The following is a 26,744-nucleotide window of genomic DNA, read 5'->3' as shown; positions in this document are numbered from 1 at the left end:
CCTCGTGGGCCGCGAACCACTCACCACGGTGACTGGTTCAGTGGTCCTACCTTTCGGGGTGTCGACGGGCCGTCCGCGTACACGCGGCGGGCTCGTCCTACTCGGCCGCGACCTCGCGGGCCGCGGGCCCGCGCAGGTCACCCGCCACGTCGGCGAGGTGCTCCCGCATGACCCGGCCGGCCAGGTCGGGGTCGCGGGCGACGATGGCGTCGTACACGGCACGGTGGCCGGCGACGGTCTTGTCGTGCGGGTGGTAGCTCGACCTGTCCAGCCGGCTCCGCATGTCGTGCAGCAGCTGGTAGACGGCCGTGTGAACGGCGAGCACGGTCGTGTTGCCGGTCACCCTCGCCACGGCGAGGTGGAAGTCCGCGTCGACGGTCTCGACCGGACCGCCGTCGTCGACGGCCCGCTCGAACGCCAGCAGCGCGGTGGTCAGCATCTCCTCGCCGTCCGGCGTCAGGTTGGCCGCCGCGAGCGAGGCCACGCCCGGCTCGAACGCCATCCGGAACTCCATCACCGAGTCAACGGCGGGCGTGGACAGCTCGATGACCGCCTGGAAGGGCGCCATGAGCTGCGAAGCGGTGGGCTGCCTGACGAACGTGCCCTCGCCGTGCCTGCTTTCCACCAGGCCCAGCATGTCGAGTTGGCGCAGTGCCTCGCGTACCGAGTTGCGGCTCACGCTGAACTGCTCGGCCAGCTCCCGCTCCGCCGGGAGCTTGTCCCCGTGGTGGAGGACGCCCTCCCGCATCATCTGCTGGAACTGCTGGACGACCCGCTGCGAGATGCGCTCCGAACTCACCTGCGTGAAGCGCCTCGCGGTCCTGGCACGCCCATCGTCCGACGCCACGTCTCACCACTTCCGGGAACGGAACCGCCGGCCGGTCGGCTGCGGTTACGGAAAACAGCCAACAGGCCGGTCGTTACCGCGGCGGGTCCTCATGTGTCGTTGTGGTTAAAAGATTCTACCTTTGGACCACGGCGTCAAGAGTCGTGCACGGGATGAATGAGCCGTGCGCGACCCCGGGGGCGCCGGGGCCGCGCACGGTCCGCTTCGTCGGCTGGTCCCAGCCGTATCAGCAGTAGAGGTTGCCGCCCGGGGCGACGCCCAGGATCTGCGTGAACTGCTGGTACTTGTTCACCCGGTTCTGGACCGTGCCCGGGTTGCCGCCGTCGCATTCGATCGCGCCGTTGATGGCGCGGATGGTGTGGCCGAAGCCGGCCTGGTTCACCATCGCGTTGTGCGCCGTCATGCTGCCGGGGCCGCTCTGCGTGTTCCAGTACCACAGGGCGGTGCGCCAGGCCACGGCCGAGTCCTGCTCGACCCGCCAGGGGTTGTTGAGCAGGTCGATGCCGAGGGCGTCCCCGGCCGCCTTGTAGTTGAAGTTCCAGCTGAGCTGGATCGGCCCGCGCCCGTAGTAAGCGGACTGCCCGGCCGGGCAGCCGTACGGCTGGCTCAGGTCGCAGTAGTGGGGGTAGTTGGACTGGTCCTGTTCGACGATGTGGACCAGGCCGCCCGTCTCGTGGTGGGCGTTCGCCAGGAAGGCCGCGGCCTCCTGCCTGCGCACTTCCGCGCTGCCGGTGTTGGCGAACGCCGGGTAGGAGCTGAGCGCCTGGACCAGGCCGCTGTAGGTGTAGAAGCTGTTGCGGCCCGGGAACATCTGGTTGAACTGGGCCTCGCTGACCACGAACGCCTGCTGCGTCCCCGGGGTGCCGCCGGGAGCGGCGCTCCGGCCGTCGGCGGCCCCCGCGGGCGTGACGAACAGGGTGGAGAGGACCGCCGCGACGGCGAGCGCGACGACGGACCTGCCGGGCGAGAGGCGGGTGAGCAGTCTGGTGAGCATGGGAGGTTCCCCTTCGTGCCAAGGTGCCGGAACGGAAGGCATCGGACGTGCGGAACGTGCGGAACGTGCCGAGGTGCGATAAGGGGGAATGCCGGGGGCCCTGTTGAGGTGGGGGTGTGGGGTAGGGCCCTAGGTCTAGACCATCCCAGGCGCCGGTGCGGGCGTCAATACGCAGCGTGGCCCCGGCGGGGAACCGGGGCCACGGGGGTGGCGTGGGTCAGCCCGCGCGGGCGGCGGGTGCGCCGTCGATGGTGAAGGGGGAGCCGGGTTCGATGTGGATGTCGCCTTCGGCGGAGTTGGTGATGGTGACGTCGGTGAGGGTGGCGTTGCCGCGGGCGCCGCCCATGGCCAGGATGCCGGAGCCGTGGTTGGAGCGGTCGATGGTCACGTTGGTGATCTGTGCGTCGGGAACGGCGCCGCCGCCGGTCTTGAACTGGATACCGTCGTAGGTGGAATCGTGGATGTCGGTGTCGCGGATGGTGACACCGGGGATGTCCTGGGCGGCGGCGAAGAGGGTGATCGCGCCGAACTCCTGGGCCTCGCCCCAGAACGCGCCGCCGCAGCGGTGCAGTTCGTTGTTCGCGATCAGCGTCTGCCCGGAGAACGGCAGCGGGTCATGGTCGGTGGCCAGCATGATCCCGGGATAGTTCATCGTGTCGGAGATGACGTTGTTCTCGATGGTGTTGCCGTACCCGCCGTAGACCGCGATCCCGTTGGCCCGCCAGGGCAGCTGGATGGTGTTGTTCGCGAAGGTGTTGTCGTGCCCGATATCGGTGCCCGGGTCGGCGACGTAGCGGCTGGCCCACACCGCCAGCGCGTCATCCCCCGTGGTACGGAAATGCGAGTCGGTCACCTGGGAGTTGCGGGTGCCGTTGGTGAAGTTGATACCGTCGGCGTAGGTGTTGCGGATGCGCATACCTGAGAACTCCACACCGTCACCCGGCCCCCACAGCTCGGGGATGTTGCTGTGGTCGCGCCCGACCCACACCCCGACGTTCGCGTGCTCGATCCACACATTCGCGATGCGGGTGCCCTCCCCGAAGCGGCCGTTGAGCCCGACCCCGCCCTCCGCGCCGCCGTCCCCGCCGCGGATCGTGCCCGAGCCGAAGATCGCGATATCGGAGATCCGCGTGTTCGCGTCGATGTCGAACCCGAAGTTCCCCTCGTGCGGGTGGTTGATCCCCCCGGCCTCGTGCGGCGGGGTCAGCGTGTAGAACCGCGAGTGCCACATCCCCGCCCCGCGCAGGGTCACATCCCGGATACCGACCTGGTTGTGCGGGCCGCGGTCCAGCGGGTCGTCGGTCAGGATCTTCTGCTCCTGGCGCCACTGCCCGGCCGGCACCCACACACAGTCGATCTCCCCCTCCTGATCGGCCGTCACCGCCGCCTGGATCGCCGCGGTGTCATCCAGGCCATCGTCCGCGACCGCGCCGAACTCCGTGATCGACACGCAGCCGGCCGGCCGCGGCAGCGGCGCCGCCACCTCCTCCAGATCGATCAGGTCCACGTAGTAGAAGTCCGCGGTGTCATCCGCGTCCCGCTGCAGCCGGAACGTCGTCCCGGCCGGGTAACTGTCCTCCAGCAGCGCATGGGACTCATCGAACAGCCGCCGCGCGTCCCCCTGCGGGGTGTTCGTCAGCCCTTCCGGGTCATCGGTGTTCCCGTACAGCCAGCTGTGCCGCGAGGACAGCGTCAGCTTCTGCACGAACTCCCCGTCCGCGTACAGACTCAGGCTCGCCTCCTGCCCCCCGCCGCCCGGCGCGTCCGGGATCGAGTTGCGCACCACGATCGAGTTCGTCACGTTCACCGAGGTGAACTCCACGAACTCCCCCGTCGCGTCCAGCCGCACCGACGCACGCCCCGAGGACTCCGTCCCGAAATTCGTGTGCCCGAACGTCCGCTCCGCGTCCGCCTCCACCAACGTCCCCTCGAACACCCCCGCCTCCGCCTCATACTCCACAAACGGCAACGACGCACCACGCTCCGCGGCGGCTTCGGCGGGAGCGGCGGATGCGGGCTCGGAGGGAGCGGGCTCGGAGGGAGCGGCGGTGGAGGTGGCGGGCAGGAGGGCGACGGCCATCAGCCCGGCCAGGGAGGCGCCGGTGAGCAGCCTTCCGCGCGATTTCTTCCACTTCATGGGGGTCCTCTGTTCTGTGGGGGAGAGGTGACTGCATCGAAGTTGCGGAGGTCATGCAGCTTTTTGAGTTGTATGAGTCGAAGTCTTGCGTTCAAGCAATCACGAGTTTTCAAGCGAGGCACGGCTTTGTCAACGGTTCGCGCACGACGGGGCGCGGCCCGCCCAAGGTGCGTGGCCTTCGGCGGGCCGCGGTGCTACTCCTCCCGCAGGTGGAACGTGAAAGTGGACGTCGTGTTTCTGAAGTCCTCGTCGTTGCCGGTCAGGGTCAGGTTGACGAACGTGGCCTCGCCGACCGCGGGGCCCTGGCCGGGCTCCGCCATCTCGTTCGCCCACACGGCCATGCCCGACTTGTGGTCGTAGCGGTCGCCGCTGCGCCGTGCGCCGGAGATGGTGACGTCCGTCAGGACGGTGTCCGTCACCGGATGCTCCGGCTGCCCGCCCACGTAGTTGGTCTGGAACATGATCCCGACGTAGGTGGGATCGACGATGTCGACGTTGCTGATGCGGATGCCCCGGAACTCCTCCGAGGCGGAGAACAGCCAGATGCCGGGGAAGACCTGATCGCCCCAGAAGTGGCCGCCGGCCCGTTCGATCGTGATGTTCTCGAAGTTGGTCGGTATCTCGCCGAACCCGTTCATCGGGTAGCCGAAGTCGAGCGAGCTGATGGTGATGCCCGAGTAGACCAGGGTGTCGGCGATGCGGATGTTGCGGAACGTGTTGTCGTACCCGCCGTAGACGGCGAGACCCGCGGCCCGCCAGGTCAGCAGGGACGTCAGGTTCTCGTAGAGGTTGTTCGTCTCGTCCGCGCCGCCCGCGTCGATCGCGGAGAACAGGGCGAAGCTGTCGTCGCCCGTGGCCCGCGTCTCGTTGCTGACGACGTGGTTGTCCGTACTGCCGTTGGTCATGTTGAGACCGTCGGCGAACACGTTGCGGACGCGGGAGTCGCTGATGGTGACGCGGTCGGTGTTGGCGCCCCAGTAGAGGCACACCATGTGCTCGGCCCAGATGTCGTCGATCTCGATATCGGCGACGTTCGAGAAGTCGAAGACCTTGCCCGGGCCGTCGATCCGCGAGGTGTAGTTGCCGAAGTAGGCGAAGCTCGCGAACCGCGAGCCCGCCGCCGAACTGTCCGCGCGGAAGCCGACGTCGGTGTTCCCCTGGCCCTCCGGCGCGTGGAAGCGCGTGTACCAGACCCCCGCGCCCACGACCTCGACCGGCTTGCCGTACACCTGGAACTTGGCGGAGGTCAGGTAGTCCCCGGGCGGCAGGTAGACGCCGGTCAGCGTGCCGGTCCGGTCCATCCGGACCCGGTCGAGGGCCGCCTGCACGTCCTGCTGGCCGAAGCCGGCCGGCTCGGTGTAGCGGGCCGGGTCCGGGTTGGCGGCGGGCTCCGGCTCGGCGAGGGTGAGCCCGGTGGGTGCGGTCGGCGCCCGGGTGTCCCCCGACCGCGGTCCGTAGACCTCCAGTTCCGACAGCTGGCCCGCGTCCTGGACGGTGTTGCCGGTGAAGGCGACCCGCAGGTGCCTGGCGGTGGTGCTGTCGAAGGACAGCGTCACGGTGTTGCCGCCCGCGGCCGCGTCGAAGAGGTGGCCCTCCTCGGGCGTCAGCTCGGTGAAGTCCTCGTGACCGTGTTGCCGGAGCCGGGGTCGAAGGTGTGGGTGGCGGCGCCGGTCAGGGTGGTGAAGCTGGTCCCGTCCCTGCTGCCCCGCACGGCCAGGGTCTGCTGCCTTTCGTCCCAGTCGGCGGGGAGCTTCAGCACGACCTCGTCGATGCGGGTGGCATCCCCGAGGTCGGTCTGCACCCACTGCGGGAAGTCGCCTTCCGCGCCCTGCCAGTAGGTGTCCGTATCGCCGTCGGTGATGTGCGCCGCGGCGTGCCCGCCGTCGGTGCTGCCGGCCGCGGCCGGGGCGCCGGCGGCCGGTCCGTCGTCGGGGGCCGCCACGGCGACGGCTGTCGGTCCGCCCAGCGTGACGAGCAGGGCGGTCAGGACGGCGACCGGAGTGCGTGCCCTGAAACGTCGACGTCTCAGCTGTCTCAGCTGTCTCATCTGTCTCCCATCCGATTTCTGCACGAAAATGGATGCGATTTTGCGCATTATCGTCAGAGAGTTGCAGTGCATTGCGAAGGTGTCCACCGGTCGCGCACGGCCGCGGCCGCCGGACGGCGCGGCGCCCGCGTTCCGTGCACGCAGCACGCAAACCGGCCGCCCGCCGTGAACTGCGCCTTACGCGCCACCCCGACGACCGCGGGCGCGCATCCGCAAGCGGCGCAAGCGACTTGCGGCAACCGAAGTGGCCGATACCGCGGTGCCACGCGCCGTTCTCCCGCGCCCCAGAGCCCGTTGCTTTGCACTGGCAGGCAGTGATTAAGCTGCTGATCACGGCGGAAGTGCCGCACCCGCGGTGCGCGCCTCGCCGGCTTGCTGATGCGCAATGCACAGCGCGGAAGAATTGCTGCCACCGGAGTTGTGATGCGGGTACCCAGAGGAATTGTCGGAGTCGTGGGCGCCGGAGCGCTTCTGCTGATATCCGGTTGTTCGGACGACAGCGGAAGCGGGGAGGGAAGCGGCGAGGAGTCCGCGGAGACCACAGGGGACGGCGGCGCGGCGGCCGAGCCCACGGCCCTGACCCTGGACACCACCACGCAGAGCAGCACGTGGACGGACGACTCCGACGCGGCCCACGACGTGGAGATCACGCCGGTGGGCCTCGCCCGCGGCGACGCCGCCGACCTGGAGCGGATTCAACTCCCCGACGACATGGAGGGGCTGGTCCCCTACTACCTGACCGTCAGCTACACGCCCACCGGCGCGGCGCTGCCGGAGGGCGACCTCGACGGCTTCAACGTCGTCGGCGCCGACGGCTGGCCGGGCGAGCGGATGACCGTGATGAGCGGCTTCTCCTACGACGGCGCCGAATCCCCGCTGCCCGCGGCGTGCGACGCGGAGGCTCCCGAGCGGCTCGCCGCGGGCGAGACCGTCGAGGTCTGCCAGATCCACATGGTGCCCCCGGGCCTGGCGCCCGCCACCGTGTCCTACGTGGACGACGGGACCGGGCCGCTGCTGTGGCCCGTCGAGGCGTCCGAGCCCGAGGGCGGCGAGGGCGGCGAGAGCGGCGCCGTGCTGCCCGCGGGCGAATCCGTCGACACCACCTGGCAGAACTCCGACGAGCAGGACATCCCGCTGAACGTCACCCCCGTCGGCGTCACCGCGGGCAGCGCGGCCGACCTGAGCGACTGGGATGTCGACACCGAGGGCAAGGTGCCCTACTACGTCACCTTCGAGTATCGGAACGACAGCCCGGAGCTCGACCTCTACCCGGACATGCAGGAGAACGTGGAACTGCGCACCGTGAGCGGTCAGGAGGCGACCAAGGTGCTCCTGCTCGACGTGTACGGCCGCGAGGTCGAGCAGTGCCCGGCACGGGTCCCCGACGAGATGGCGGCGCCGGGCGCGACGGTCACCCAGTGCTCCATCCACATGCTCCAGGAGGGCGACGTCCCCGCCTCCCTGTCGTTCGGGCCGCGCGGCGCCGACCACGTCTACTGGTACGCGCCGGAAGCCGGTTAGGCCGCCGCTGTTCAACCGCTGACCCGCCGCAGTTGAGCGCCCGCCCCGCGCCGCCCGCGCGCCCGCCCACCGGGCGGCGTGGTCCCGTGCGCAAACGCCCTGAGCTGCGCGCGGAGCGGGGCCCGGCCCAACACAAGGCCGTTCACGTCACGTTGAACACGGGGGGGCCGAAGCGTGCGCAATCAGGCGGAAGAGGCCGAGCTCACCGACGTCCCCGCAGGTCAGCGGCGCCCCGCCGAGACGCGGACCCGTTGTGACGATTCTGGAACAGGGTTGTGGACACCCGTCTGTGGCCTTGCCGGATGGGTCCGGCCACTATGGAAAACACCCGGAAGGCGCCCGTGGGCGGGCCGCCGGCAAACATGACGGAGCGGAAATGAGGAGCAGCGATGAGTAGCGATGAGGTCAAGCTCTCACCCGAGGAAGTCGACCGGGTTCAAGGCATCATCAACCAGGCCTACACCGACATGGAGGGCGTCGCGCTCGGCATCGGCGGGCACGGCGCGAACGTCAGCACGGCCTACAACGGCTCCGGCACCGGCCGGGCGGTGGAGAACTACGAGGACCTCGGCCGCGCCGGGCAGGCGCTGGCCGAAGCGCTGGACGGACTGTCGATGGACCTGGGCCTGACGGCCAACACGGGCCGCGAGACGGACCTGGACGCACAGAACGTGCTGAACAACGTCCAGATGCAGGGCCCGACGCCGGACGCGGGCATCGCCGCCCGCATCTGACCGTCACGACGCCACGTACCGCGAGACCGAAGGGGCAGGACCATGAGCGGGGACACGATCCGTTTCGGCAACGAGGCGCTGGACGGCATCCAGTCACAGACCGTTGGCCAGCAGGAGCAGTACACCGAGATCTGGGACCGCGTACACACGCAGCTGATGAACCTGGTCGAGCAGGGCCTGGTGGACGCCGCGATCGGCGAGGTGCTGAACGAGCGCGACGCGCAGTTCCGGCGCGAGGCCGGCGGCTTCGACGACAGCGTGAACTCGCAGAACCGCGCGATGCGCGACGTGCAGATGATCGGCAACGAGGGCGGTCGCGCGATGATCAACGCCGCCTCGGGCGGCGGCGGACGCTGACCGCAGGCCGCACGGGACAGCGGCGAGACGGCGACGAGACAGCGACGAGACGGTGACGCACAAGGGGAGGACGCGAGATGGGTGACGGGGATCTGGAGCTGAACCCCGGCGCCGCGCGCGATGTGGAGGCGGGCGCCGGCGGGAGTGACCAACTTGCCGGTATGCGGGCGAAGTTCATCGACATCGCCTCCGCCCAGGGGCTGTTCGGCACCGCTCCGAACGGCGCCGCCGCGGAGGCGGCGCTGGAATCCGCGGCCGCCGCCATGCTGGACCAGCTGGAGCGGGCCGGCATCTCGATCCAGGACATCAGCACCAGCGCGGGCGAGACCGCGCAGATCGCCGACGAGACGGACGACGAGGCCCGGGTCCGCCTCAACAACGCCACCGAGGCCGTCGAGTACATGAACAACTTCCTCCACTCCTCCGGGGGCGGCGGCGGCGCGTACCTGGAGGTGCAGTGACATGACGACCGACGGGGAGTTCAAGGGCATCGTCGCGGATATCTACAGCGCCGCGCACGTCCGCATCCTCGCCGCGGCCGGCGCGTGGATCGCGCTGGCCGGCGCGGGCACCTCGGAGGAGGACCGGCTGTCCGGCACCGCCTCCGCGGCGCAGGCCGAGACCGGCGTCGGGCTGATCGAGCTGGCGGAGCGCGTCGAGGGCACCGCCTCCTGGGCCGGGGGCGCCGGCGCGGTGGCCCGGCGGATCGCCGAGCAGCTGAGCGTCGCGGGCGAGACCTCCGCCAGGGCGACGGAGGAGGCACTCGGTCTTGAGGCCAGGTACGACGAGGCGTCCGAGACGCCCGCGGGTCCCGATGTCGGGATGGCGGCCGTCCAGGCGGCGGAGCGCCAGCACGAGGAGAAGCAGAAGCTGATCCGCGCCGCCGAGGACGTGCGGGCGCGCCTCGGCGACACGATCGCGCAGGTGACGGGCGGCGACGTGCCCGCGGCGCCGGGGGGCGGCGCGGGCGGCGGCGGAGCCGGTGGGGGCGCGGGCGGCGCGGGTGGCGCGGGGTCCGGCGGCGGGGGCGTCGCGGGCGCGGGCGCGGCCGGTTCCGCGGGCGCCGCGGGGTACGGCGGCTCCGGCGCGCTGGTCCAGACGGCCAACGGCGCGCACGTCGGCGTCGGCGATTACCCCTACTCGCGTGTACTCGGCCCCGACCAGGGCGACTTCGCCGGCTGGGTGCAGAGCCCGGGCACCGGTTTCCTCGTGGACCCGGCCACCGGCCGGGAGTTCGACACCGTGACGGGCCGCTGGATCGACCCGGTCACCGGGCAGCCGTTCGGCGAGGTCACCGAGTACGCGACGCGCTACTCCGGCCTCGGCACCGGCCCCGGCACGATCGCGGCCGGCTTCGGAATGGCCGGGGCCGGCGTGATCGGTGCCGGCGGCACGGCGGCGGGCCTGGCCAACCTGTACGGCGGGATGATGCCGCCGAGCGTCGGCCACACCGGCCCCGCGCGCGGCCAGATGGTGCAGCAGGCGACGCGCAACCTCCACACGCGGGCCACGGTCGCCGGCCGGTTCGCCATGCACGAAGCGGCCCAGGGCGGGCGGCCGTTCACGCCGCCGCCCGGCGCGGCGGCCTCGCGCGCCGGCGGCACCGGCGGCACCGCCCGGGGCGGCGCGGCCGGGCGCAGGGCGACGGCCGAGTCGCCCGGCGCGGTGCGGGCGCGGCCCAGGGACGCGGCGGCGCGGCTGGCCGGCGGCCCGCCGCCCGCGGCGGCGGCCGCGCGGACGCGGGACCGTGCGGAGGAGCGGACCCGCCACCACCGGCCCACCGAGCTGACCGAGGACCCGAGTGTGTGGGCGTCCGGCCGGAAGGCCGGGCCCGGTGTGCTCGGGGAGTGACCGGCCGTCCGGTGCCGTGCCGCGGCACCGGGGCAGTGACCAGGGGGGACCGAAGGAGGACCAGATGGCAGACGACGCGACCGAGTACCTTCCCGAAGAGTTCCGCACCAGCGCGGGGCACCACGACGAGTCCGCCGAGGTCGCGGGCGGCCTGGCCCGCCGCGTCGGCAACGCGTCGCCCGCCTCCACCCACTTCGGCGGGTCTGGCGCCGCCGGTTTCAGCTCCTCGCTGAACACGGCGGCGGGCGACCGGTCCCGCGCGGCGCAGCGCGTGCAGGACACGCGCGGCGAGATCGCGACGGGCGCGGTGACCGCGGGCAACATCGGCGACGACACCGACGCCGAGGCCGGATACGTCCTCGGCGGCGCCCAGTTGACCGATGTCGGCCGCGATATCGCCGACCGCATCTAATTCCAGTTTCCCGGCATTTTCCCCGGAATTCCCGTGCGCCGGGATTCCTCTTCCCCGGAGCTCAGCCGTGTCCATATCCATCACCAAACAAGACGTCATCGACGAGGCGGGCGTTGACCCGTGGGAGCTGGAAAGCGAATTCGCCTCCGACACCGATCTGGAAATGATCGATTCGCTCGCGGGAATATTCCGGAACGGTGCGGAGGAGGCCGATGACGCGGGCGGCGTCGCGGCCTACGCCTCCAGCCTGGAGGAGCGGGCCGGCACCCGCGGCAGCAACGCGATCTACGCGGACGCCTCCGAGCACCTGACGCAGACGTACGAGGACCTGGGCGCGGAGAACCTGGAGAACATCTCGTCGGTGCTGAACACGGTGGCCGGCGAGGCGGAGTCGGTCCTGGAGTCGAACGACGACGCCATCAACGGCCCGATGGGCCTTGACTGGCTGGTGGACCGGCACCAGTCGGGCGCCACCAGCGACTACGACATGTTCGAGACCTGGCTGTCGGAGCAGGACGGCGGGGAGCACGACCTGTTCTCCTACACCGTCTACGAGGAGACGTTCACCTACACCAAGCCGACCTTCCGCAAGGATCTGGTCGAGGCGCACATCCGCGACTACCGCCTGACTCAGGCCGCGGACGGCGTCTCCTTCTCCCACGACCTGATGTTCGAACGGATCGACGACTACTACGCGATGCTGCACAGCAAGGAGGGCCAGCTCGCCGAGTACGGCTACGACGTCTCCGACTCCCCGGTCCCGTTCTGGCACACCGACGGCCGGGCCGAGCACGAGGCCGAACAGCTGGAGCGGCTGCTCGAAGAGGACGACCCGGACCCGGAGGAGCTGGAGCGCTACACCGCGGGCGTCGAGCGGCTGGCCGGCAGCGACGATCTGACCTCCCAGGAGCGCAGCTACCTGCGCAGCTTCTACGACACCCTCGAAGCCGACGACCTCGCGGCACTCGGCAACCTGGAGGGCGAACGGTACGACGGCGCGCGGGGCAGCGTGGCCGACGGCATCAACACGCTGATGGACCCCGAGCGCGGCGGCATCGACCCGGCCGAGGAGGACCACCTCGTTCCCGACTCGGTCAAGCCGCTGATCAACGAGAACTTCCTCAACCAGGATCTCGACGAGGACCAGGTCAACGAGCGCATCGGGCAGTACAACGGCCTGGGCGAACTCATGTCGCACGCGAGCGTGCCGCCGGGCGACCGGTTCGGCGCGGACATGGGCGCGGCGGCCCTGGGCATCCAGACGGACTACGAGCTGTGGCAGCGCGACGCGCGCGCCGACTCCATCTCCGGCAGTCCCAACTACGTCCGGGATGCCGACCTCTACGACGACCTCACCGGCACGGGCCAGGTGCTCACCATGGTCGCCACCAACCCGGACGCAGCCGCGCTGACCCTCGACTCGGTGGAGCGGGTCGACACGCTCGCGCGGCTGAACTGGAGCCAGGACAACGGGGAGGCCGCCGCCGACTTCATGCGGGCCGCGACCATCCCGGCGGACGGCGAGGAGGCGAGCCGGTACCAGCTCGACGCGGCGAAGAACGTGCTGGAGGTGGTCAGCGGGGACACCGCCGTGGCCCGCGGCGACGGCCCCACCACGCAGCACGTCGAGGACGCGGTGCTCGACACCGGTCTCGCCTACCTCGACTTCCTGGCCCGCGAGGGCACCGACGACGACGGGATGGTGCGGAACGTTCTCGGCCAGGAGGTGCCGGGCTTCGCACTGGACGGCGACGCGCGCAACGGCTTCTTCGACTTCGTGGCCACCCGGGAGCAGGAGCAGAAGGACGAGTTCTACGGCGGCGTCAACGCCCATGCCCAGCAGCGGATGACCCAGGCGTTCAACGAGGGCGGCGGCACCGTCGAGGGCTCGCTGGAAAACCTGGCCAGGCTGCACGGCGGTCTCGACTACGCCGAGTACACCGTCGCGGGCACCAACCCGGAGGACGCCTCGCAGCGGGTCGAGCAGAACTGGCGAAACGGCTTCCAGATGGCCAGTGCCATCAACGACACGATCGGCATGATTCCGCCCGCGGGCGCCGTGACCGGCATCACCGGTCCCATCATCTCCGGTCTGGAGTCGGCCACCGTCGGCGAGCCGCCGACCGCGGACGAACTGCGGCGCACGGCGAGTTACGAGGACGCCGTCGCCGAGGAGGGCGAGGCCAGGTACTGGATCGCGCAGGGCGCCGCGAACGCCGACAACCCGCCGATCAGCCAGGAGCAGGTCGACGCACTGCGCGACGGGCGCGGGGACGTGGACTTCCTCCCGAATCTCGGGGATCTCGAACGGGACGGCGGCTACCACGACCACGTGGAGGACTACCGCAGCCTCCGCCGGGACATAGCCGCCCCGTGACCCGGGCGGCCGGCCCGGCGCCCAGAAGAACCAGGCACGTCAGAAAGGCAGGAACACGACCGTGACCAGCCCCACCACCGTGTTCCGCCGGCCGGCGCGGGCCGCCAGGCCCGCCGTGCCCGAGAGCGACCTCGTGCTCAAGGCGCCGCCGCCGCTGCCGCAGCCGGAGGACAGCAACGTCTGGATGACGGCGCTGCCCGCGCTCAGCGGGCTCGGCTCGGTGCTGTACATGCTCACGATGGGGCGCGGCGCCATCGGGTACATCGTCGGCACCATGTTCCTGGTGTCGTGTCTGGCCATGGTGGTCGGCTCGGTGCTGCGGCAGCGCGGCTCCGCCAAGAGCCAGGCGCGCAACGACCGCAGGGAGTACCTGCGTTACCTGGAGCGCACCCGCGCCCAGGTGCGGCGCACCGCCGCCGCGCAGCGTGAGGCGCTGGAGTGGAACGCGCCGGAGCCCGGGGGCCTTTGGGCCCTCGCCGGCAGCCGCAGGCTGTGGGAACGGCGCGGCACCGACGACGACTTCGGCACCGTCCGGGTCGGGGCGGGGCCGCGGTACCTGGCGACGCCGCTGGTGCCGGGCGAGTCACCGCCGGTGGAGGACCTCGATCCGCTGTCGGCGGTCGCGCTGAAGCGGTTCATCGACGCCCACTCGGTGGTGCCGGGGCTGCCCGTCCAGGTCGCGCTGCGCCGCTTCGCCTCGCTGGCCCTGACCGCGGAGGAGCCCGGCGCGGCGCGCGCCCTGGCGCGCGCCGTGGTGGCGCACGCCGCCGCGTTCCACTCGCCGCGCGATCTGCGGATCGTGGTCTGCACCCGCGATGTCGAGGGGCCGGAGTGGGGCTGGGCGAAGTGGCTGCCGCACGCCCACCACCCCGACGATCTCGACCACGTGGGTCCGGTGCGGATGCTGCACGGGATGCTCGGCGTGCTGGAGGACTGGCTCGGCTCCGAGCTGACGCGACGCACCCGCTTCAACCGGAACGCCGAGCCGGACCCGGACATCCCGCATCTGCTCGTGGTGCTGGACGGCGGCCTCGTGACGGGCGGCGAGGCGCTGCTCGACCCGAACGGCATGCAGGGCGTCACCGTGCTCGACCTGGACGGCCGCGCCGCGCCGCTCACCGACGCGCACGGGGTCCGCCTGGACATCGCGGGCGGGACGCTGTCCGTGGTCGCGGGCGAGACCAGGGACGAACTCGGCACCGCGGACGGCCTGTCCGCGGCGGAGGCCGAGGCGCTGGCGACGCAGCTCGCGTACTACCGGGTGGACACGGCGGCCACGACGGCCGACGCGGAGGACCTGACGACCGCCGTCAACACACTGCCCGCGCTGCTGAACGTGCCGGACCCGGGGCGCCTTGACCTGGACGCGCTGTGGCGCCCGCGGCCCATCCGCGACCGGCTCGCGGTGCCGATCGGCGTATCCGCCGACGGCGGCCTGCTCGAACTGGACATCAAGGAGTCCGCGCTCAACGGGATGGGCCCGCACGGCCTGCTGGTGGGCGCGACCGGCTCCGGCAAATCGGAGCTGCTGCGGACGCTGGTGCTCGGCATGGCGGCCACACACGGCCCCGACCAGCTGAACTTCGTGCTGGTGGACTTCAAGGGCGGCGCCACGTTCGCGGGCATGGCCGAACTCCCGCACGTGGCCGCCGTCATCACCAACCTGGAGGACGACCTCACCCTCGTCGACCGCATGCGCGAGGCGCTGTCCGGCGAGATGAACCGCCGCCAGGAGGTGCTGCGGGACGCGGGCAACCTGGTGTCGGTGCGCGACTACGAGCGGGCGCGGCAGCGCGGGGCGGCGCTGCCGCCGCTGCCCAGCCTGTTCATCGTCGTCGACGAGTTTTCCGAACTGCTCGCGCAAAAGCCGGACTTCGCCGATCTGTTCGTGCAGATCGGCCGCCTGGGCCGCTCGCTGGGCCTGCACCTGCTGCTGGCGTCCCAGCGTCTGGACGAGGGGCGTCTTCGCGGTCTTGAGGCCCACCTGTCGTACCGCGTCGGCCTGCGCACGTTCTCCGAGTCGGAGTCCCGCACCGCCATCGGCGTCACCGACGCCCACCACCTGCCGACCGCCCCAGGACACGGCTACCTCAAGACCGACACCGCCACCCTGAAGCGCTTCCGCGCCGCGTACGTCTCCGGCCCGTACCGCACGGACGGCGGGGACGGCGGCGGCGCGGCGCTCGGCGGCGGCCTCGATGTCCGCCCGTTCCCCGCGGGCTACCTGCCGGTGCCCGCGGAGCAGACCGTTCCCGATCCTGAACCGCAGCCGGAGCCGGACGAGTTCGAGGACAACGAGTCGCTGGGCAGCACCGTGCTCGGCGTGATGGTCGAGCAGATGACCGGGCAGGGCCCGCAGGCGCATCAGGTGTGGCTGGCGCCGCTGGACGAGCCGGAGCCGCTGGACGCGCTGCTCGGCGACCTGTCCGTCCGGACCGGCCGCGGCTACGGCTGCGCGCCGGAACGGCCGCCGCTCACCGGCGTCATCGGCATCGTCGACCGCCCCTTCCACCAGCGGCGCGACCCCATGACGCTGGACCTCGCGGGCGCCGGCGGGCACGTGGCGATCGTCGGCGGGCCGCACTCCGGCAAGTCGACGGCCCTGCGCAGCCTCATCGCCTCCCTCGCGCTGCGCCACACCGCGCTCGAAGTGCAGTTCTACTGCCTGGACTTCAGCGGCACGCTGTTCGGCATGGCCGGGCTGCCGCACGTCGGCGGCGTCGCCGGGCGGCTGGACGCGGAGAGCGTCAACCGCACCGTCGCGGAGGTCCTTTCTGTGCTGGAGAGCCGCGAGAGCCGGTTCCGCGAGCTGGGCGTGACCTCGATGGCGGACTACCGCGCCAAACGCGCCGCGAGCCGCACCGGCGAGACGGCGGGTTCCGCGGAGCCGCACGGCGACGTCTTCCTCGTCGTCGACGGCTGGGCGGTGCTGCGGCAGACCTACCCCGAGCTGGAACAGACCCTGATGGCCGTCGCGGGCCGCATGCTGACGTACGGCATCCACCTGGTCGTCACCGGCAACCGCTGGCTGGACATGCGCATGGGCCTGCGCGACCTCATCGGCACCAAGGTCGAACTGAAGCTCGGCGACGCCCTCGACTCCGAGGTGGACCGCAAGGCGCAGCGCACCATCCCCGGCGGCCGCCCCGGACGCGGCATCACCGACCCGAACGAGAAGCTGCACTTCCTCACCGCGGTGCCGCGCGTGGACGGCGTTCCCTCGGCCGAAGGGCTCGCGGACGGCATCGCCGACCTCGTGCGCCGCGTCGACTCCGCCTGGCAGGGCCCCCGCGCGCCGGGGGTGCGGCTGCTGCCCACCACGTTCCCCGTGCCCGCCGCGCTGCCGGACGAGCGGCCCGGCATCACGGTCGCCACCGAGGGCAACCGTCTTGAGCCGGTGACCTTCCGGCCGGGCGAGGAGGCCGGTCTTATCGTGCTGGGCGACAGCGAGTCGGGCAAGACGTCGCTGCTGCGGTCCGTCGCCCGGCAGGTGACCACCGCGTTCACGCCCGAGCAGGCCCAGCTGATCATCCTCGACCACCGCATGACGATGCTCAGGGAGTTCGAAGGGCCGCACCTGCTGGGCTACTCCACGACGCACGAACGGTCCATGGAGGTCGTCGGCGGGCTCGCGGAAGGGCTGAAGAAGCGGCTGCCCGGCACCGACGTCACGCCCGAGCAGCTGCGCGACCGCTCCTGGTGGAGCGGTCCCGAGATCTACCTCGTCGTGGACGACTACGACCTGGTCGCCACCTCCCGCGGCAACGCCCTGAAGTACCTGCTCGACTTCCTGCCCCAGGCCCGCGGCATGGGCCTGCACATCTACCTCGCGCGCCAGGCCGCCGGCGCCTCCCGCGGCGTGGCCGAGCCCGTCGTCGGCCGCCTGAAGGAGCTGAACACTCCCGCGGTCCTGCTGAGCATTCCCAAGGACGAAATGCCCATCTGGGGTCTGAAGTCCGTGAAGCGGCGCAGGGGCCGCGGCCTGATGCTGCACCGCCGGCTCGGCAACGTTCCCGTGCAGGTCGCCCGCGCCGAATCGCCCCTCACCCAGGACCGAGGAACCACGCCATGACCAGGACGACGCCATGACCGCCGATCTCACCACGAACGGCAGCCGCACCCACCAGCCGCAGCCCGGCACGGAATCCGCATTCGTCCGCATCGGCCTGGCGGGCCCGGCCGGGCGGGCCGACCTCGCCGTGCCCGCCGGGGTGCCGCTGGCCCGCCTGATGCCGGGACTGCTGCGGCACGCCGGTCAGGAGCCGGGCCAGGACGGCGGCGTGCGGCACGGCGGCTGGATACTGCGCCGGGCCGACGGAACGCGCCTGGACGCGGCGGCCCCGCTCGCCGCGCAGGGCGTCCGCGAGGGCGACCTCCTCTTCCTCGGGCACGGTCGGGACGACACCACGCCGCCGCTGTACGACGACGTCGCCGAGGTCATCGGCGAGCACGGCGTGCGCTTCGGCTGGCCGGCCGCCGCAACACGCCGCACCGCGGCGGCACTTGCCGCGGTCGCGCTGCTCGCGGGCTGCGGCGCGCTGGCCGTCGCGCCCGGCCGGCTGCCCGGCTGGCTCGGCCTGGCCACCGCCCTGCTCGCGCTGACCGTCGGCGTGCTGATGTCCCGCGCGTTCGGCGATGTCCGCGCGGGCACGTTCGCCGCCGTGCTGGCCGCGCCGCCCGCCGTGCTGGGCGCCGCCCGGCTGCTGGGCACGGAGGCGGGCACCGTCGACGGCTTCACCGCGGGACACCTGCTGCTGGCCTGCGCGGTGCTCGCTGTCGTCGGCGCGCTCGGCCCGGTGCTGATCGGCGGCGGCGACGGCACGTTCGCGGCCCTCGTCGTCACCGGACCGCTGGCCGCGACCGGCGCGCTGCTCGCCGCCGTATGGGACGTGACGGCCGCCGAGGCCGCGTCGGTCACGGCCCCGCTGGCCCTGGCCCTGACCACGCTGTGGCCGACGCTCGCGCTGCGCGTCGCGCGCATGCCCGCGCCGCACGTCGCCGCGACCGCCGAGGACGTGGAGTCGCTGCCGAGCCAGCTCGCCCACGAGGCGCTGCGCGCCAGGATCGCCCGCGCCCGCCGCCTCCTGACGGGGCTGCTCGCCGGCAGCCACGTCGTCGCGGGCGGCGGCACGCTGGTGCTGTTCGCCGCGGGCGGCCTGTGGCCCGGCGTGCTCGGCGCCGTGCTGGTGGTGCTGATGCTGATGCGGGCCCGCCTGTTCAAGGAGGCGGGCCAGCGGGTCGTTCCGCTGGCCACCGCGCTGCTGACGACGGCGGGCGCCGCCGCGTTCGCGCTGGCCGACCGGCTCGGGCAGACCCTGGCGCCGCTGGGCATCGCGCTGCCCGTGGCGCTGCTGACCGCGCTGATCGCGGGCTGCGTGGCGCTCTTCGCGGGCCGCCAGCACGTGAACCCGCGGCTGTCCCGTTCGCTCGACATGCTGGAGACGACGGTCCTGCTGTCCGTGGTGCCGCTCGCCCTGGCCGTCTGGGAGGTCTACTCGGCCCTCCTGAACCTGCGGGTATGAGGCGGGCGTCGCCGATGAGGACGAAACGAACGAAACGAACGAAGCGAACGGAACGAACGGCGCGAACGGCGCGAACGGCGCGAACGGCGCGAACGGCGCTGCCCTGCGCTCTCGCGCTGGCGCTGGCGCTGTGCGCCGCGCCGCTCGCCGTACCGGGCCTCGCGCCCCAGGCCGCCGCCGAACCGTGCCGCACCCAGGCGACCGGCGAGGACCTGCCGGACGGCACCGGGCCCTACCCGCTGGTCGACCGCCTCGGGCTGTGGCAGGCGTGGGACCTGGCCCTGGGCGAGGGCGTGACCGTAGCCGTCGTCGACTCGGGCGTGGACGCCACCCACCCGGACCTGGCGGGCCAGGTGCACAACGGCAGCGAGTTCAGCGGCGTGATGACCGAGGAGGAGTTCGAACGCACGGCGGTCGAGCCCGTTCAGGACTGCGAAGGGCACGGAACCGCCATCGCCGGCCTGGTGGCCGCACACCGTTCCGACCGCATGAGCGGCGTCGCGCCCGGTGCGGCCGTCTACCCCGTCCGCATGGACGACGGCGTCGACCGGGCCACCCCCCGCACCCTCGCCGCCGCCATCGACGACGCCGTCGAGGCGGGCGCCGGGGTGATCAACCTGTCCCTGGCCAGGCCCGTCGACGACGATCCTGTCCGGGACGCCGTCGCCCGCGCCGTCGCCGCCGACGTCGTCGTGGTCGCCGCCGCGGGCAACGAGGGCAACCAGGGCGTCTCCGGCGGCCTGATGTACCCCGCCGCCTACGACGGCGTGCTCGCCGTGGGCGCCGTCGGCGACGACGGCCAGCCGCTGGACTCCTCCAACGCGGGCCCGTGGGTCGATCTCGCCGGCTACGGCGAGGAGATGGCCGTCGTCGCGCCCGGCGGCTCCGGCTACCGCGCCGAGGCGGGCACCAGCATGGCCGCCGCCCAGGTCTCGGGCGCCGCGGCCCTGGTCCGTTCCCGCTTCCCCGACCTGACCGCGGCCGAGGTCGCCCAGCGGCTGACCGACTCCGCCACCCCCGTCGCGGGCGGCCGGAACGACCGCACCGGCGCCGGCATCGTCGACCCGTTCAGCGCCCTCACCCACCTCGGCGGCGGCGACGGCGCGGACGGTACCGGCGACAACGACGACGCCGCCGCCCGGCCCGGGCACATCCCCGTCCAGGCCGTTCCCCGCGAGGAGCCGCTGCTGTCCTCGACCGCGGCGACGGCGCTGGCGTGGAGCGGCGTGCTGCTGCTCGCCGTCGTCCTCGGCCTGCTCGGCGCGCCCGCCGTGCGCCGCGCCGCCAGGCGCGGCTGGCGGGCGGGCCCGGGGCCCGGCCCGGCCGAGGGCGAACGCCGGGCCGCCGCGCCACCGGCCGCGCCCGGCGGCCACGCCTGGCTCGACGGCACGGAACGACCCGCGCGCGGCGCCGCGCACCCGACCAGGAACCGGACCCGATAGATGGCAACGACACGCGAACAGGCAGAGGCGTACGCCTACGAGAACCGCCGGCGCACCACCAGCCTCCTGCGGGGCGCCGACGAGGCCAGGTTCGACCCGCGCCGCCGGCTGAACCGGTCGCTGGGCGGCGGCATCGCCATCGGCATCCTCATCATGGCCGGCTTCGGCATCGCCGGCTGGCTCGGCGGCGGGCGCGGGCCCGCGCTGCCGGACACCGGCGCCGTCGTCGTCGGCGACAGCGGCGGGCGCTACGTCGTGAACGACGGCGTGGTGCACCCGGCGCTCAACCTCGCCTCCGCGCTGCTGGTCGGCGGCGGCGAGCTGACCGAGGTGCGGCAGGCCACGCTCGACGACGCGCCCCGCGGGCTGCCCGTCGGCATCCCCGGCGCGCCCGACGCGCTGCCGGACGCCGACGCGCTGGTCGACGAGGACTGGACGCTGTGCGCCACGCCGTCGGAGACGGGCGGCGACCCGACGCGGACCGCCCTGTACCTGTCGGTCCCCGGCGTCGCGCCGGACGGCGGGGACGGCGGCGCGGGCGGCGCGGGCGGCGCCACCGTGCTGATCCAGGCCGGGGACGGCGGTCTCTGGCTGCTCACCGAGGGCCGCAGGCACGCCATCGAGCCCGGCATCCGCGACCTGCTCGGGCTCCAGAGCGTCGCCGCCGTGCAGTTGCCGGAAGAGTTCATCGCCACCGTGCCCGAGGGCCCGGCCATCACCATCCCGGAACCGGGCGCGGGCAGCGGCGCCGCGCCGGACGTGGAGCTGCCGTTCGAGGCCGCCGTGGGCGATCTCGCGCACACCGCCGGGGGCGGCGCGGGGCGGCAGTACTACCTGGTGCGCCCGGACGGCCTGGTGTCCGTTCCCGAACTGGTGCACACGCTGCTGAGTGCCGAGGCCGAGGGCCACGAGATCAGCGCCTCGGACGCGGCCCGCGCGCCGCGCTCGGACGACTCCGCGCCGGGCGACCCGGCGTGGCCGGACGCGCTGCCGGACGCGGCGGAGCCGGGCCGCAACCAGCCGGTGTGCGTCAGCAGCCCGCCAGGCGGCCGGCCGGGCGACGCGCCCTGGCAGGCGGAGGTGCACCTGCCCGCCGCGCTGCCGGAGCCGGCCGGGCTGACGCCGGTGACCCCGGCCGACGGGGCGCGGCTCGGGCTGCTCGACGAGATCTGGATGCCCGCGGGTTCCGGCGCGCTGGTCCGCGCGAGCGCCTCCGGCGGCACGGGCGGCACGTACGTCCTGGTCACCGACAGCGGCACCGGCTACCCGTTCGCCTCCCCCGAGGCGGTGGAACGGCTGCGGTACGCGCCGGACGAGGCGCTGTCCGTGCCGCGGAGCTTCGTCGGCCTGCTGCCCGCGGGCCCCGTGCTCGACCCGCAGGCCGCCGCCAGGGAGCAGCGCGGCGGCCGGCCCGACGGCGAGGACGAAGCCGCGGAGACCACTGACGAATCCCCAGAAGAGAACGCCGAAGAGAACGGAGGCGGCGCATGAGCACAGGGCCGAACGTCCCCGGCGCGCGCTTCGGCCGCGGCCGGCTCGTCGCCGTGCAGAGCGCGCTCGGCTGCCTCGCCGCCGGGATCGCGTTCCACGACAGCGGCCCATGGGCCTGGGCACTCGGCGCCCTCGGCGTCCTGCTCGCCACGGGCGCGCTGCTGCGCAGCCGCGGCGGCTGGGCCGACCAGCGGCTCCTGGAACGGGTGCGGCGCCGGGCCCTGACCGGCGCGCCGGTCGCCGGCCCCGCCGCCGGTGCCGCGGACCACCTCGGTGTCGTCCACACCCTGCTGCCCGCGCTCGACGTGACCGAGGTGGCCGACCGCAACGGCTACGCGCTCGGCGTGCTCGCCGACGGGCGCGGCTACGCCGCGGTGCTCGCGTTCCCGGGCGGCGCGCTGCCCGCCGTGCCGGCCGGGCCCGTCGCGCAGTGGCTGGCCGAGGACCCGGCGTACCCGGCCGCCGCGCAGCTCGTCGTGGAACAGTTCGGCCTGCCGCCCTGGGACTTCCACTACCGCTACCAGCCGACGATCTGCTACCGCCAGCTGCCCACGGGCGGGCGGCCCGTCGCGCTGCGGTCGTGGCTCGTGGTGCGGCACGAGCCGATCGACGCGCCCGAGGCGGCGGAACGGCGCGGCGGCGGCGCGGCCGGGGCGCGCGCCGCGGTGGCCGCGGCGACCGCGCGGATCAGGGCGCGGCTCGCCGCGTTCGGCGTGGCGACCACGCCACTGGACGCCGACGCGCTGCGCGACCTGCTGCGGCAGATCGGGGACACCTCGGGCGACGGCCGTGCGCTGGCGGGCAGTTGGGCGGGCAGCGCGGCCACCCACTGCACGGTCACGGCGCGCGTCGGCGGCCAGGGCGACTGGGCGCGGCTGCTCGCGGGCCTGGCCGGGTGCACCGCGGACCGCGTGGTCGCGGCGGCCACCCTCACCGCGGAGGGCGGTGAGCTGCGGATCAGGACCGCGGTCCGCATCGTCAGCACGCTCGCGCAGCACGCCGCGTCCGAACGGGACCGGCTGGTGCGGGCCGGGGCGGTCGGCCCGCCCGCCGAGGACCAGGCCGCCGGTCTGCTGGCGACCCTGCCCGTCGCCCATCCCTCGCGCCCACTGGTCGAGGCCGCCGGGTTCTCCGGCACCGCGGCCGGCGCGGGCGGCCCGACCTCGACCACGGCCGGAGGAGCCCGATGAGCCCCGCACGCCGGGCGGCCACGCCCGATCTGACCACGCTGCCCGCCACGTCCTGGCAGGACGCGTCGGTGCCCGCCTTCGGCCTGCTGCCGGGCCAGGCGGGCGTGCACCTCGGCACGACGGCGGCCGGGCAGCCGGTGTCGCTCGCGGCGCCAGGACCCGCCGGCTCGCGCATCGCGGTGCTGGGCGAGTCGCTGTTCAGCAGGCTGTTCGCGCTGCGGCTGCTCGGCGTCGGCGCCCGCGTCACCGCGGCCACGCGGGTGCCTGACCAGTGGGCGTCCGTCGGGGAGGCCGCGGGCGACCGGCTGGTCGTCACGGACAACGTGGCGGGCTGGCCGGCCGCGCCGCCCGCGCCGCCGACGGTGGCCGACGGGCCGCAGGCGCTGATGTGCGACCTGCGGCGGGCGCCGCCCGCGGGGCTGGCCGAGGGGCCGTGGCGCACGGTGCTGCACGTGACGCGCAACGCGCCGCGGCGTTCGGTGTTCTGGTCGACGGCGGACGCGGTGCTCGCGCTGGACGCGCGGTTCGCGGAGCCGGTGGGGCGCCTGCTGGGCGAGGAGGCGGCCCGGCGCACCGCCGTGCTGGCGGCCGGGGAGATCATCGTCTTCCGCCCCGGCGCGGAACCCGACGTGCTGAGCCTGGACATCTCCCCGGGCGAAACGGCCCTGCTGACACCGGGCAGACGCCCGCATGGCACCCGCTGACCGCCGCCCGCCGCCCGCCGGCACTAATCGACACTGTGTCGAAAGCTGCCCATGACCCCCCATAGACTTGTGGCCCACCATCACCATGGGGTCATCTGTGGACGAAGAGCCGAGTGGGCCGGCCGGCGGCGAGCCGTGTCCGCCCGTGCCCGGGGCGGTGAGCGCCGTGCTGATCGACGACCACCCCGTGGTGCGGGCCGGCATCCGCGGCTGGTGCGCCGCCGCGGCGGAGCCGATACGCGTGCTCGCCGAGGGCGCGGACGTGGCGGTCGCCCTCGCGGGTCCCGGCCGCGAGGCCGACGTGGTGGTGCTCGACCTGTACCTGACGGGCGAGACGCCCGCCTACACCGAGGTCAACCGGCTGGTCGCGCAGGACCGCAAGGTGATCGTCTACACCATGCGGGACAGCCAGGAGGCGGCGCTGACCTGCCTGGACCTCGGCGCGTTCACCTACCTGACCAAGTCGGAGGGGGAACGGCACCTCGTCGCCGCGATCCACGCCGCCGCGGCCGGGCGGCCCTACACGCCGCCGGGGCTCGCCGGCGCGTTCGGCAGCGACCGCAGCCCCGGCCGGCCGACGCTGACGCCGCGCGAGATAGAGGTGCTGCTGGAGTGGTTCCAGTGCGAGTCGAAGGCCATGGTGGCCGAGAGCCTCGGCCTGTCAGTGAGCACCGTGAACACCTACCTGGACCGCGTGCGCATCCGCTACGCGAACGCCGGGCGGCCCGCGAACACCAAGGCCAACCTCGTGGCCAGGGCCGTCCAGGACGGCCTGATCTCCCTCGACGAGCTGTAAGTCAGGCCGCGCAGGCCGCCTCGACGAACAGCCGTCCCTCGCCGCTGACCCGCCGGATGCGCACCCCGCCCGCGGGGCCGGCCGCTATCGGCGCCTCCGGGACGTCGATCACGATGCCCACCCGCACCTGCCCCGGGGCGCGCACCACGGTGGCCCGCGCCGTCCGCCTGGCCGCGGCCAGCGCCGTGATGACCGGGTCCGTCAGCGCGCGCCGCACGTCCTGCGGCAGGCCCCGCGGCTCACCGCGCACCGCGAGCTGCACGGTGACGCCGTTGCGTTCCGCGACGTCGATGCAGGCGCGCAGCTCGTGGATCAGCTGGTCCGCGGCGTAGTCGCTCTCCGCGAACAGCCGGCGCAGCCGCGTGGCCTCGCGCGCGCAGGCGCGCCGCACCTCCTCGTCCGCCGGGTCGGCCGACTCCTCGGCGAGCGCGGTGAGCAGCGGGAAGACGGTGGCGTGCAGCGCCCGGTACCGTTCGCGCTGGTCGGCGTGGATCTGCACGGCGGCCGCCGCCCGGATGCGCATGGTGTCCCGGTCTCGCGCGGCGGCCCCGATGGCGTCGCCGCGTTCGCGCAGCAGGCCGGTGCCGAGCACGACGGCCACCTGGAAGCCGCAGACGGCGAGCGCGCTGACGGCCATCCCGGCCGCGTCCGCCCGGCCCGGCACGCCCGCGGCCAGCAACTGGGCGATCGTCACCGCCAGATGGCAGCCGATGAACGCCCCGACGGCGCGCAGCCCGCGGTGCCCGAGCAGGACCACGCCGAACCAGCCGGTCTCCAGGAACGCCCAGTGCGGCGTCGTCAGGAAGTCCCCGCCCGGCAGCTGACTGGTCGCGGCCACCGAGGCGGCGAACACGGCGGCGAGCGCGAGCGGCACCCAGCGCCGCGGCCACGGCCGCCCCCGTACGACGAACGCGGCGGTGACCGCGACGACGGCCGTCAGCAGCCCGAACGCGGCGAGCTGGAGCAGCGGATGGCGGTAGCCGGAGAGGCTGCCGAGCAGCGCGGGCAGGGCGAGGCCGAAGTGGATGACGGCCAGGATGATCAGTCCGGCGTGGCGCAGGCCGCGGAACAGGTGGCGGCCGACCAGCTCGTCGCGTTCCGCCGCGCCGGGCACCGCCTCGCCCGGCCAGGTCAGGCGGACCGTGGTGCCCCGTCCTGGCCGGGAGGCGACGGCCGCGTGGCCGCCCGCCGCGGCCATCCGGCCGGTGACCGACAGCTTCAGGCCCTGCCGGTGCGCGGGGACGGCCGCCGGGTCGAAGCCGGCGCCCTCGTCGGCGACGGTCACGCGGAGCGTCGGCCCGGTGCGTTCCGCCGTGACGGCCGCGGCGGTGACCCCCGCGTGGCGCGCGACGTTCCGCAGGGCCTCGCCCATGCCGTCGCGCAGTCCTGCCACGGCCGCGCCTGGCGCGGTACCGAGGTCGTCGGCGAGGCGGGCGGTGACCGTCAGGCCCGGGTGCGCGGCGATCTCGGCGGCCAGCTCCGCGGCCACGTCGGCCTCCCCCGCGGCGGCCTGCCCGGCCAGCAGCCGGTCGAGGTCGCGGGCGGCCTGGGCGCGCAAGTCGCCGCGGCTGACGGGCGATCCCGGCAGCGACGCCATCAGCAGCGTCGCGGACGCGGTGTCGTGGAGGACGGCGAGGTGTTCGCGTTCCGCGGCCCGGCGGGCATCGGCGACCTCCAGGTCCCGGCGGGCGGCGGCCGCTTCGGCCAGCGCGGCGTCGGCCGCCCGGCTCTCGCGGAGCACGAGCCCGAACAGGACGCGGGCCAGCACCGCTTCGACCAGCACCCAGGAGACCACCGGCAGCGCCCCCTGCCACGTGCCGGGGTTCGCCAGCGCGGCGCCGGCGAGGTCGGCCAGGCACAGCTGCACGGCGACGAGGGCGCCGGTCAGCGGCGGGTGCGACAGCTGGTAGGAGACCACGAGGAAGCTGACGGCCACCACGATCCACGTACTGTCGTGCGCGGTCTGCGACTCGGGAACGGTCAGCGGCCTGCTGAGGCACAGGCCCGTCATGACGACGAGGTCCGCGGCCAGCATCGTCCTCGACCTGCCGGGCGCGTCCGCGCAGGCGAGGTGCACGCCGCACCAGGCCAGGACGGCACCGCAGATGAGGGCGGTCACGGCCATCTCGTCCACCGGCATGGCGAGTACGGCGAGCACGGAACAGGCGCCGATGACCACGGTGCGCCCGTAGAACGCGAACTGCCGGGCGAACGTCATGAACTCCCGCTCGGCGGGCCCCGGCGGCAGGGAAGTCTGCGGTGGTCTCACCGTGCACGCCCTCGCATCGCGCTGCTCTCCGGTGTGGGTCGAACGGCCCTCAC

At 73.5% G+C, this 26,744-nt stretch carries 19 protein-coding genes and 1 pseudogene; 14 read left to right on the top strand and 6 right to left on the bottom strand.

Features of this window, described 5'->3' with window-relative positions; genetic code table 11:
• Positions 1 to 97: 97 nt before the first annotated feature.
• The 5 genes and pseudogenes from RM779_RS21635 to RM779_RS21615 form a co-directional block, all read right to left on the bottom strand.
• Positions 98 to 799 (bottom strand): FadR/GntR family transcriptional regulator, encoded by a 702-nt coding sequence (locus RM779_RS21635; RefSeq protein ID WP_077059863.1) that lies wholly within the window; start codon positions 797 to 799, stop codon positions 98 to 100.
• A 274-nt stretch (positions 800 to 1,073) separates the two neighbouring features.
• On the bottom strand, positions 1,074 to 1,841 hold the full coding sequence (locus tag RM779_RS21630) for a chitinase (RefSeq protein ID WP_311619391.1): 768 nt from the start codon (positions 1,839 to 1,841) through the stop codon (positions 1,074 to 1,076).
• Positions 1,842 to 2,058: 217 nt separating this feature from the next.
• Positions 2,059 to 3,978 (bottom strand): glycosyl hydrolase family 28-related protein, encoded by a 1,920-nt coding sequence (locus RM779_RS21625; RefSeq protein WP_311619390.1) that lies wholly within the window; start codon positions 3,976 to 3,978, stop codon positions 2,059 to 2,061.
• A gap of 194 nt (positions 3,979 to 4,172) precedes the next feature.
• Positions 4,173 to 5,363 (bottom strand): annotated as a pseudogene (locus RM779_RS21620) (glycosyl hydrolase); the annotation flags it as partial.
• Positions 5,364 to 5,581: 218 nt separating this feature from the next.
• The gene (locus RM779_RS21615) at positions 5,582 to 6,025 is read right to left on the bottom strand and encodes a galactose-binding domain-containing protein (protein ID WP_311619389.1); all 444 of its coding nucleotides are present in this window, start codon (positions 6,023 to 6,025) and stop codon (positions 5,582 to 5,584) included.
• Between the two features lie 453 nt (positions 6,026 to 6,478).
• On the opposite strand from RM779_RS21615, the gene RM779_RS21610 reads away from it, so the two are divergent.
• The 14 genes from RM779_RS21610 (at position 6,479) to RM779_RS21545 (ending at position 24,422) form a co-directional block, all read left to right on the top strand.
• Positions 6,479 to 7,546: a hypothetical protein gene (locus RM779_RS21610; RefSeq protein WP_311619388.1), complete on the top strand. Its 1,068-nt coding sequence runs from the start codon at positions 6,479 to 6,481 to the stop codon at positions 7,544 to 7,546.
• Between the two features lie 389 nt (positions 7,547 to 7,935).
• Positions 7,936 to 8,280, top strand: a complete 345-nt coding sequence (locus RM779_RS21605) for a hypothetical protein (RefSeq protein WP_077059864.1) — start codon at positions 7,936 to 7,938, stop codon at positions 8,278 to 8,280.
• 42 nt (positions 8,281 to 8,322) lie between these two features.
• The gene (locus tag RM779_RS21600) at positions 8,323 to 8,637 is read left to right on the top strand and encodes a hypothetical protein (protein ID WP_077059865.1); all 315 of its coding nucleotides are present in this window, start codon (positions 8,323 to 8,325) and stop codon (positions 8,635 to 8,637) included.
• Between the two features lie 77 nt (positions 8,638 to 8,714).
• Positions 8,715 to 9,098, top strand: a complete 384-nt coding sequence (locus RM779_RS21595) for a hypothetical protein (protein WP_077059866.1) — start codon at positions 8,715 to 8,717, stop codon at positions 9,096 to 9,098.
• Position 9,099: 1 nt separating this feature from the next.
• Positions 9,100 to 10,488 carry a hypothetical protein gene (locus RM779_RS21590; RefSeq protein ID WP_311619387.1) on the top strand — a complete coding sequence of 463 codons (1,389 nt, stop codon included), beginning with the start codon at positions 9,100 to 9,102 and terminating at the stop codon, positions 10,486 to 10,488.
• A 64-nt stretch (positions 10,489 to 10,552) separates the two neighbouring features.
• A complete protein-coding gene (locus RM779_RS21585) occupies positions 10,553 to 10,900 on the top strand; it encodes a hypothetical protein (RefSeq protein WP_311619386.1) in 348 nt (115 codons plus the stop codon).
• A 67-nt stretch (positions 10,901 to 10,967) separates the two neighbouring features.
• On the top strand, positions 10,968 to 13,277 hold the full coding sequence (locus RM779_RS21580) for a putative alpha/beta hydrolase (protein WP_311619385.1): 2,310 nt from the start codon (positions 10,968 to 10,970) through the stop codon (positions 13,275 to 13,277).
• Between the two features lie 61 nt (positions 13,278 to 13,338).
• Positions 13,339 to 17,349 carry a type VII secretion protein EccCa gene (gene eccCa, locus RM779_RS21575; protein WP_311619384.1) on the top strand — a complete coding sequence of 1,337 codons (4,011 nt, stop codon included), beginning with the start codon at positions 13,339 to 13,341 and terminating at the stop codon, positions 17,347 to 17,349.
• 13 nt (positions 17,350 to 17,362) lie between these two features.
• Positions 17,363 to 18,799: a type VII secretion integral membrane protein EccD gene (gene eccD / locus RM779_RS21570; protein ID WP_311619383.1), complete on the top strand. Its 1,437-nt coding sequence runs from the start codon at positions 17,363 to 17,365 to the stop codon at positions 18,797 to 18,799.
• 14 nt (positions 18,800 to 18,813) lie between these two features.
• Positions 18,814 to 20,241, top strand: a complete 1,428-nt coding sequence (locus RM779_RS21565; protein WP_311619382.1) for a S8 family serine peptidase — start codon at positions 18,814 to 18,816, stop codon at positions 20,239 to 20,241.
• Complete coding sequence (gene eccB / locus RM779_RS21560; protein WP_311619381.1) at positions 20,242 to 21,732, top strand: type VII secretion protein EccB; 1,491 nt, start codon at positions 20,242 to 20,244, stop codon at positions 21,730 to 21,732.
• Complete coding sequence (locus RM779_RS21555) at positions 21,729 to 22,922, top strand: type VII secretion protein EccE (protein WP_311619380.1); 1,194 nt, start codon at positions 21,729 to 21,731, stop codon at positions 22,920 to 22,922. Before eccB ends, RM779_RS21555 begins: the two co-directional genes overlap by 4 nt.
• The gene (locus RM779_RS21550) at positions 22,919 to 23,626 is read left to right on the top strand and encodes a hypothetical protein (protein ID WP_311619379.1); all 708 of its coding nucleotides are present in this window, start codon (positions 22,919 to 22,921) and stop codon (positions 23,624 to 23,626) included. The genes RM779_RS21555 and RM779_RS21550 overlap by 4 nt, the downstream gene beginning before the upstream one ends.
• A gap of 145 nt (positions 23,627 to 23,771) precedes the next feature.
• On the top strand, positions 23,772 to 24,422 hold the full coding sequence (locus RM779_RS21545) for a response regulator transcription factor (protein WP_394813361.1): 651 nt from the start codon (positions 23,772 to 23,774) through the stop codon (positions 24,420 to 24,422).
• Position 24,423: 1 nt separating this feature from the next.
• On the opposite strand, the gene RM779_RS21540 is transcribed toward RM779_RS21545, so the two are convergent.
• A complete protein-coding gene (locus tag RM779_RS21540; protein ID WP_311619377.1) occupies positions 24,424 to 26,691 on the bottom strand; it encodes an ATP-binding protein in 2,268 nt (755 codons plus the stop codon).
• Positions 26,692 to 26,744: the final 53 nt, after the last annotated feature.

The organism is Streptomyces johnsoniae, assembly GCF_031845565.1.
GTDB classification, from domain to species: domain Bacteria; phylum Actinomycetota; class Actinomycetes; order Streptomycetales; family Streptomycetaceae; genus Streptomyces; species Streptomyces johnsoniae.
Note: the sequence above shows the minus strand (reverse complement) of the source record. Positions and strands in the feature narration are given on the sequence as shown.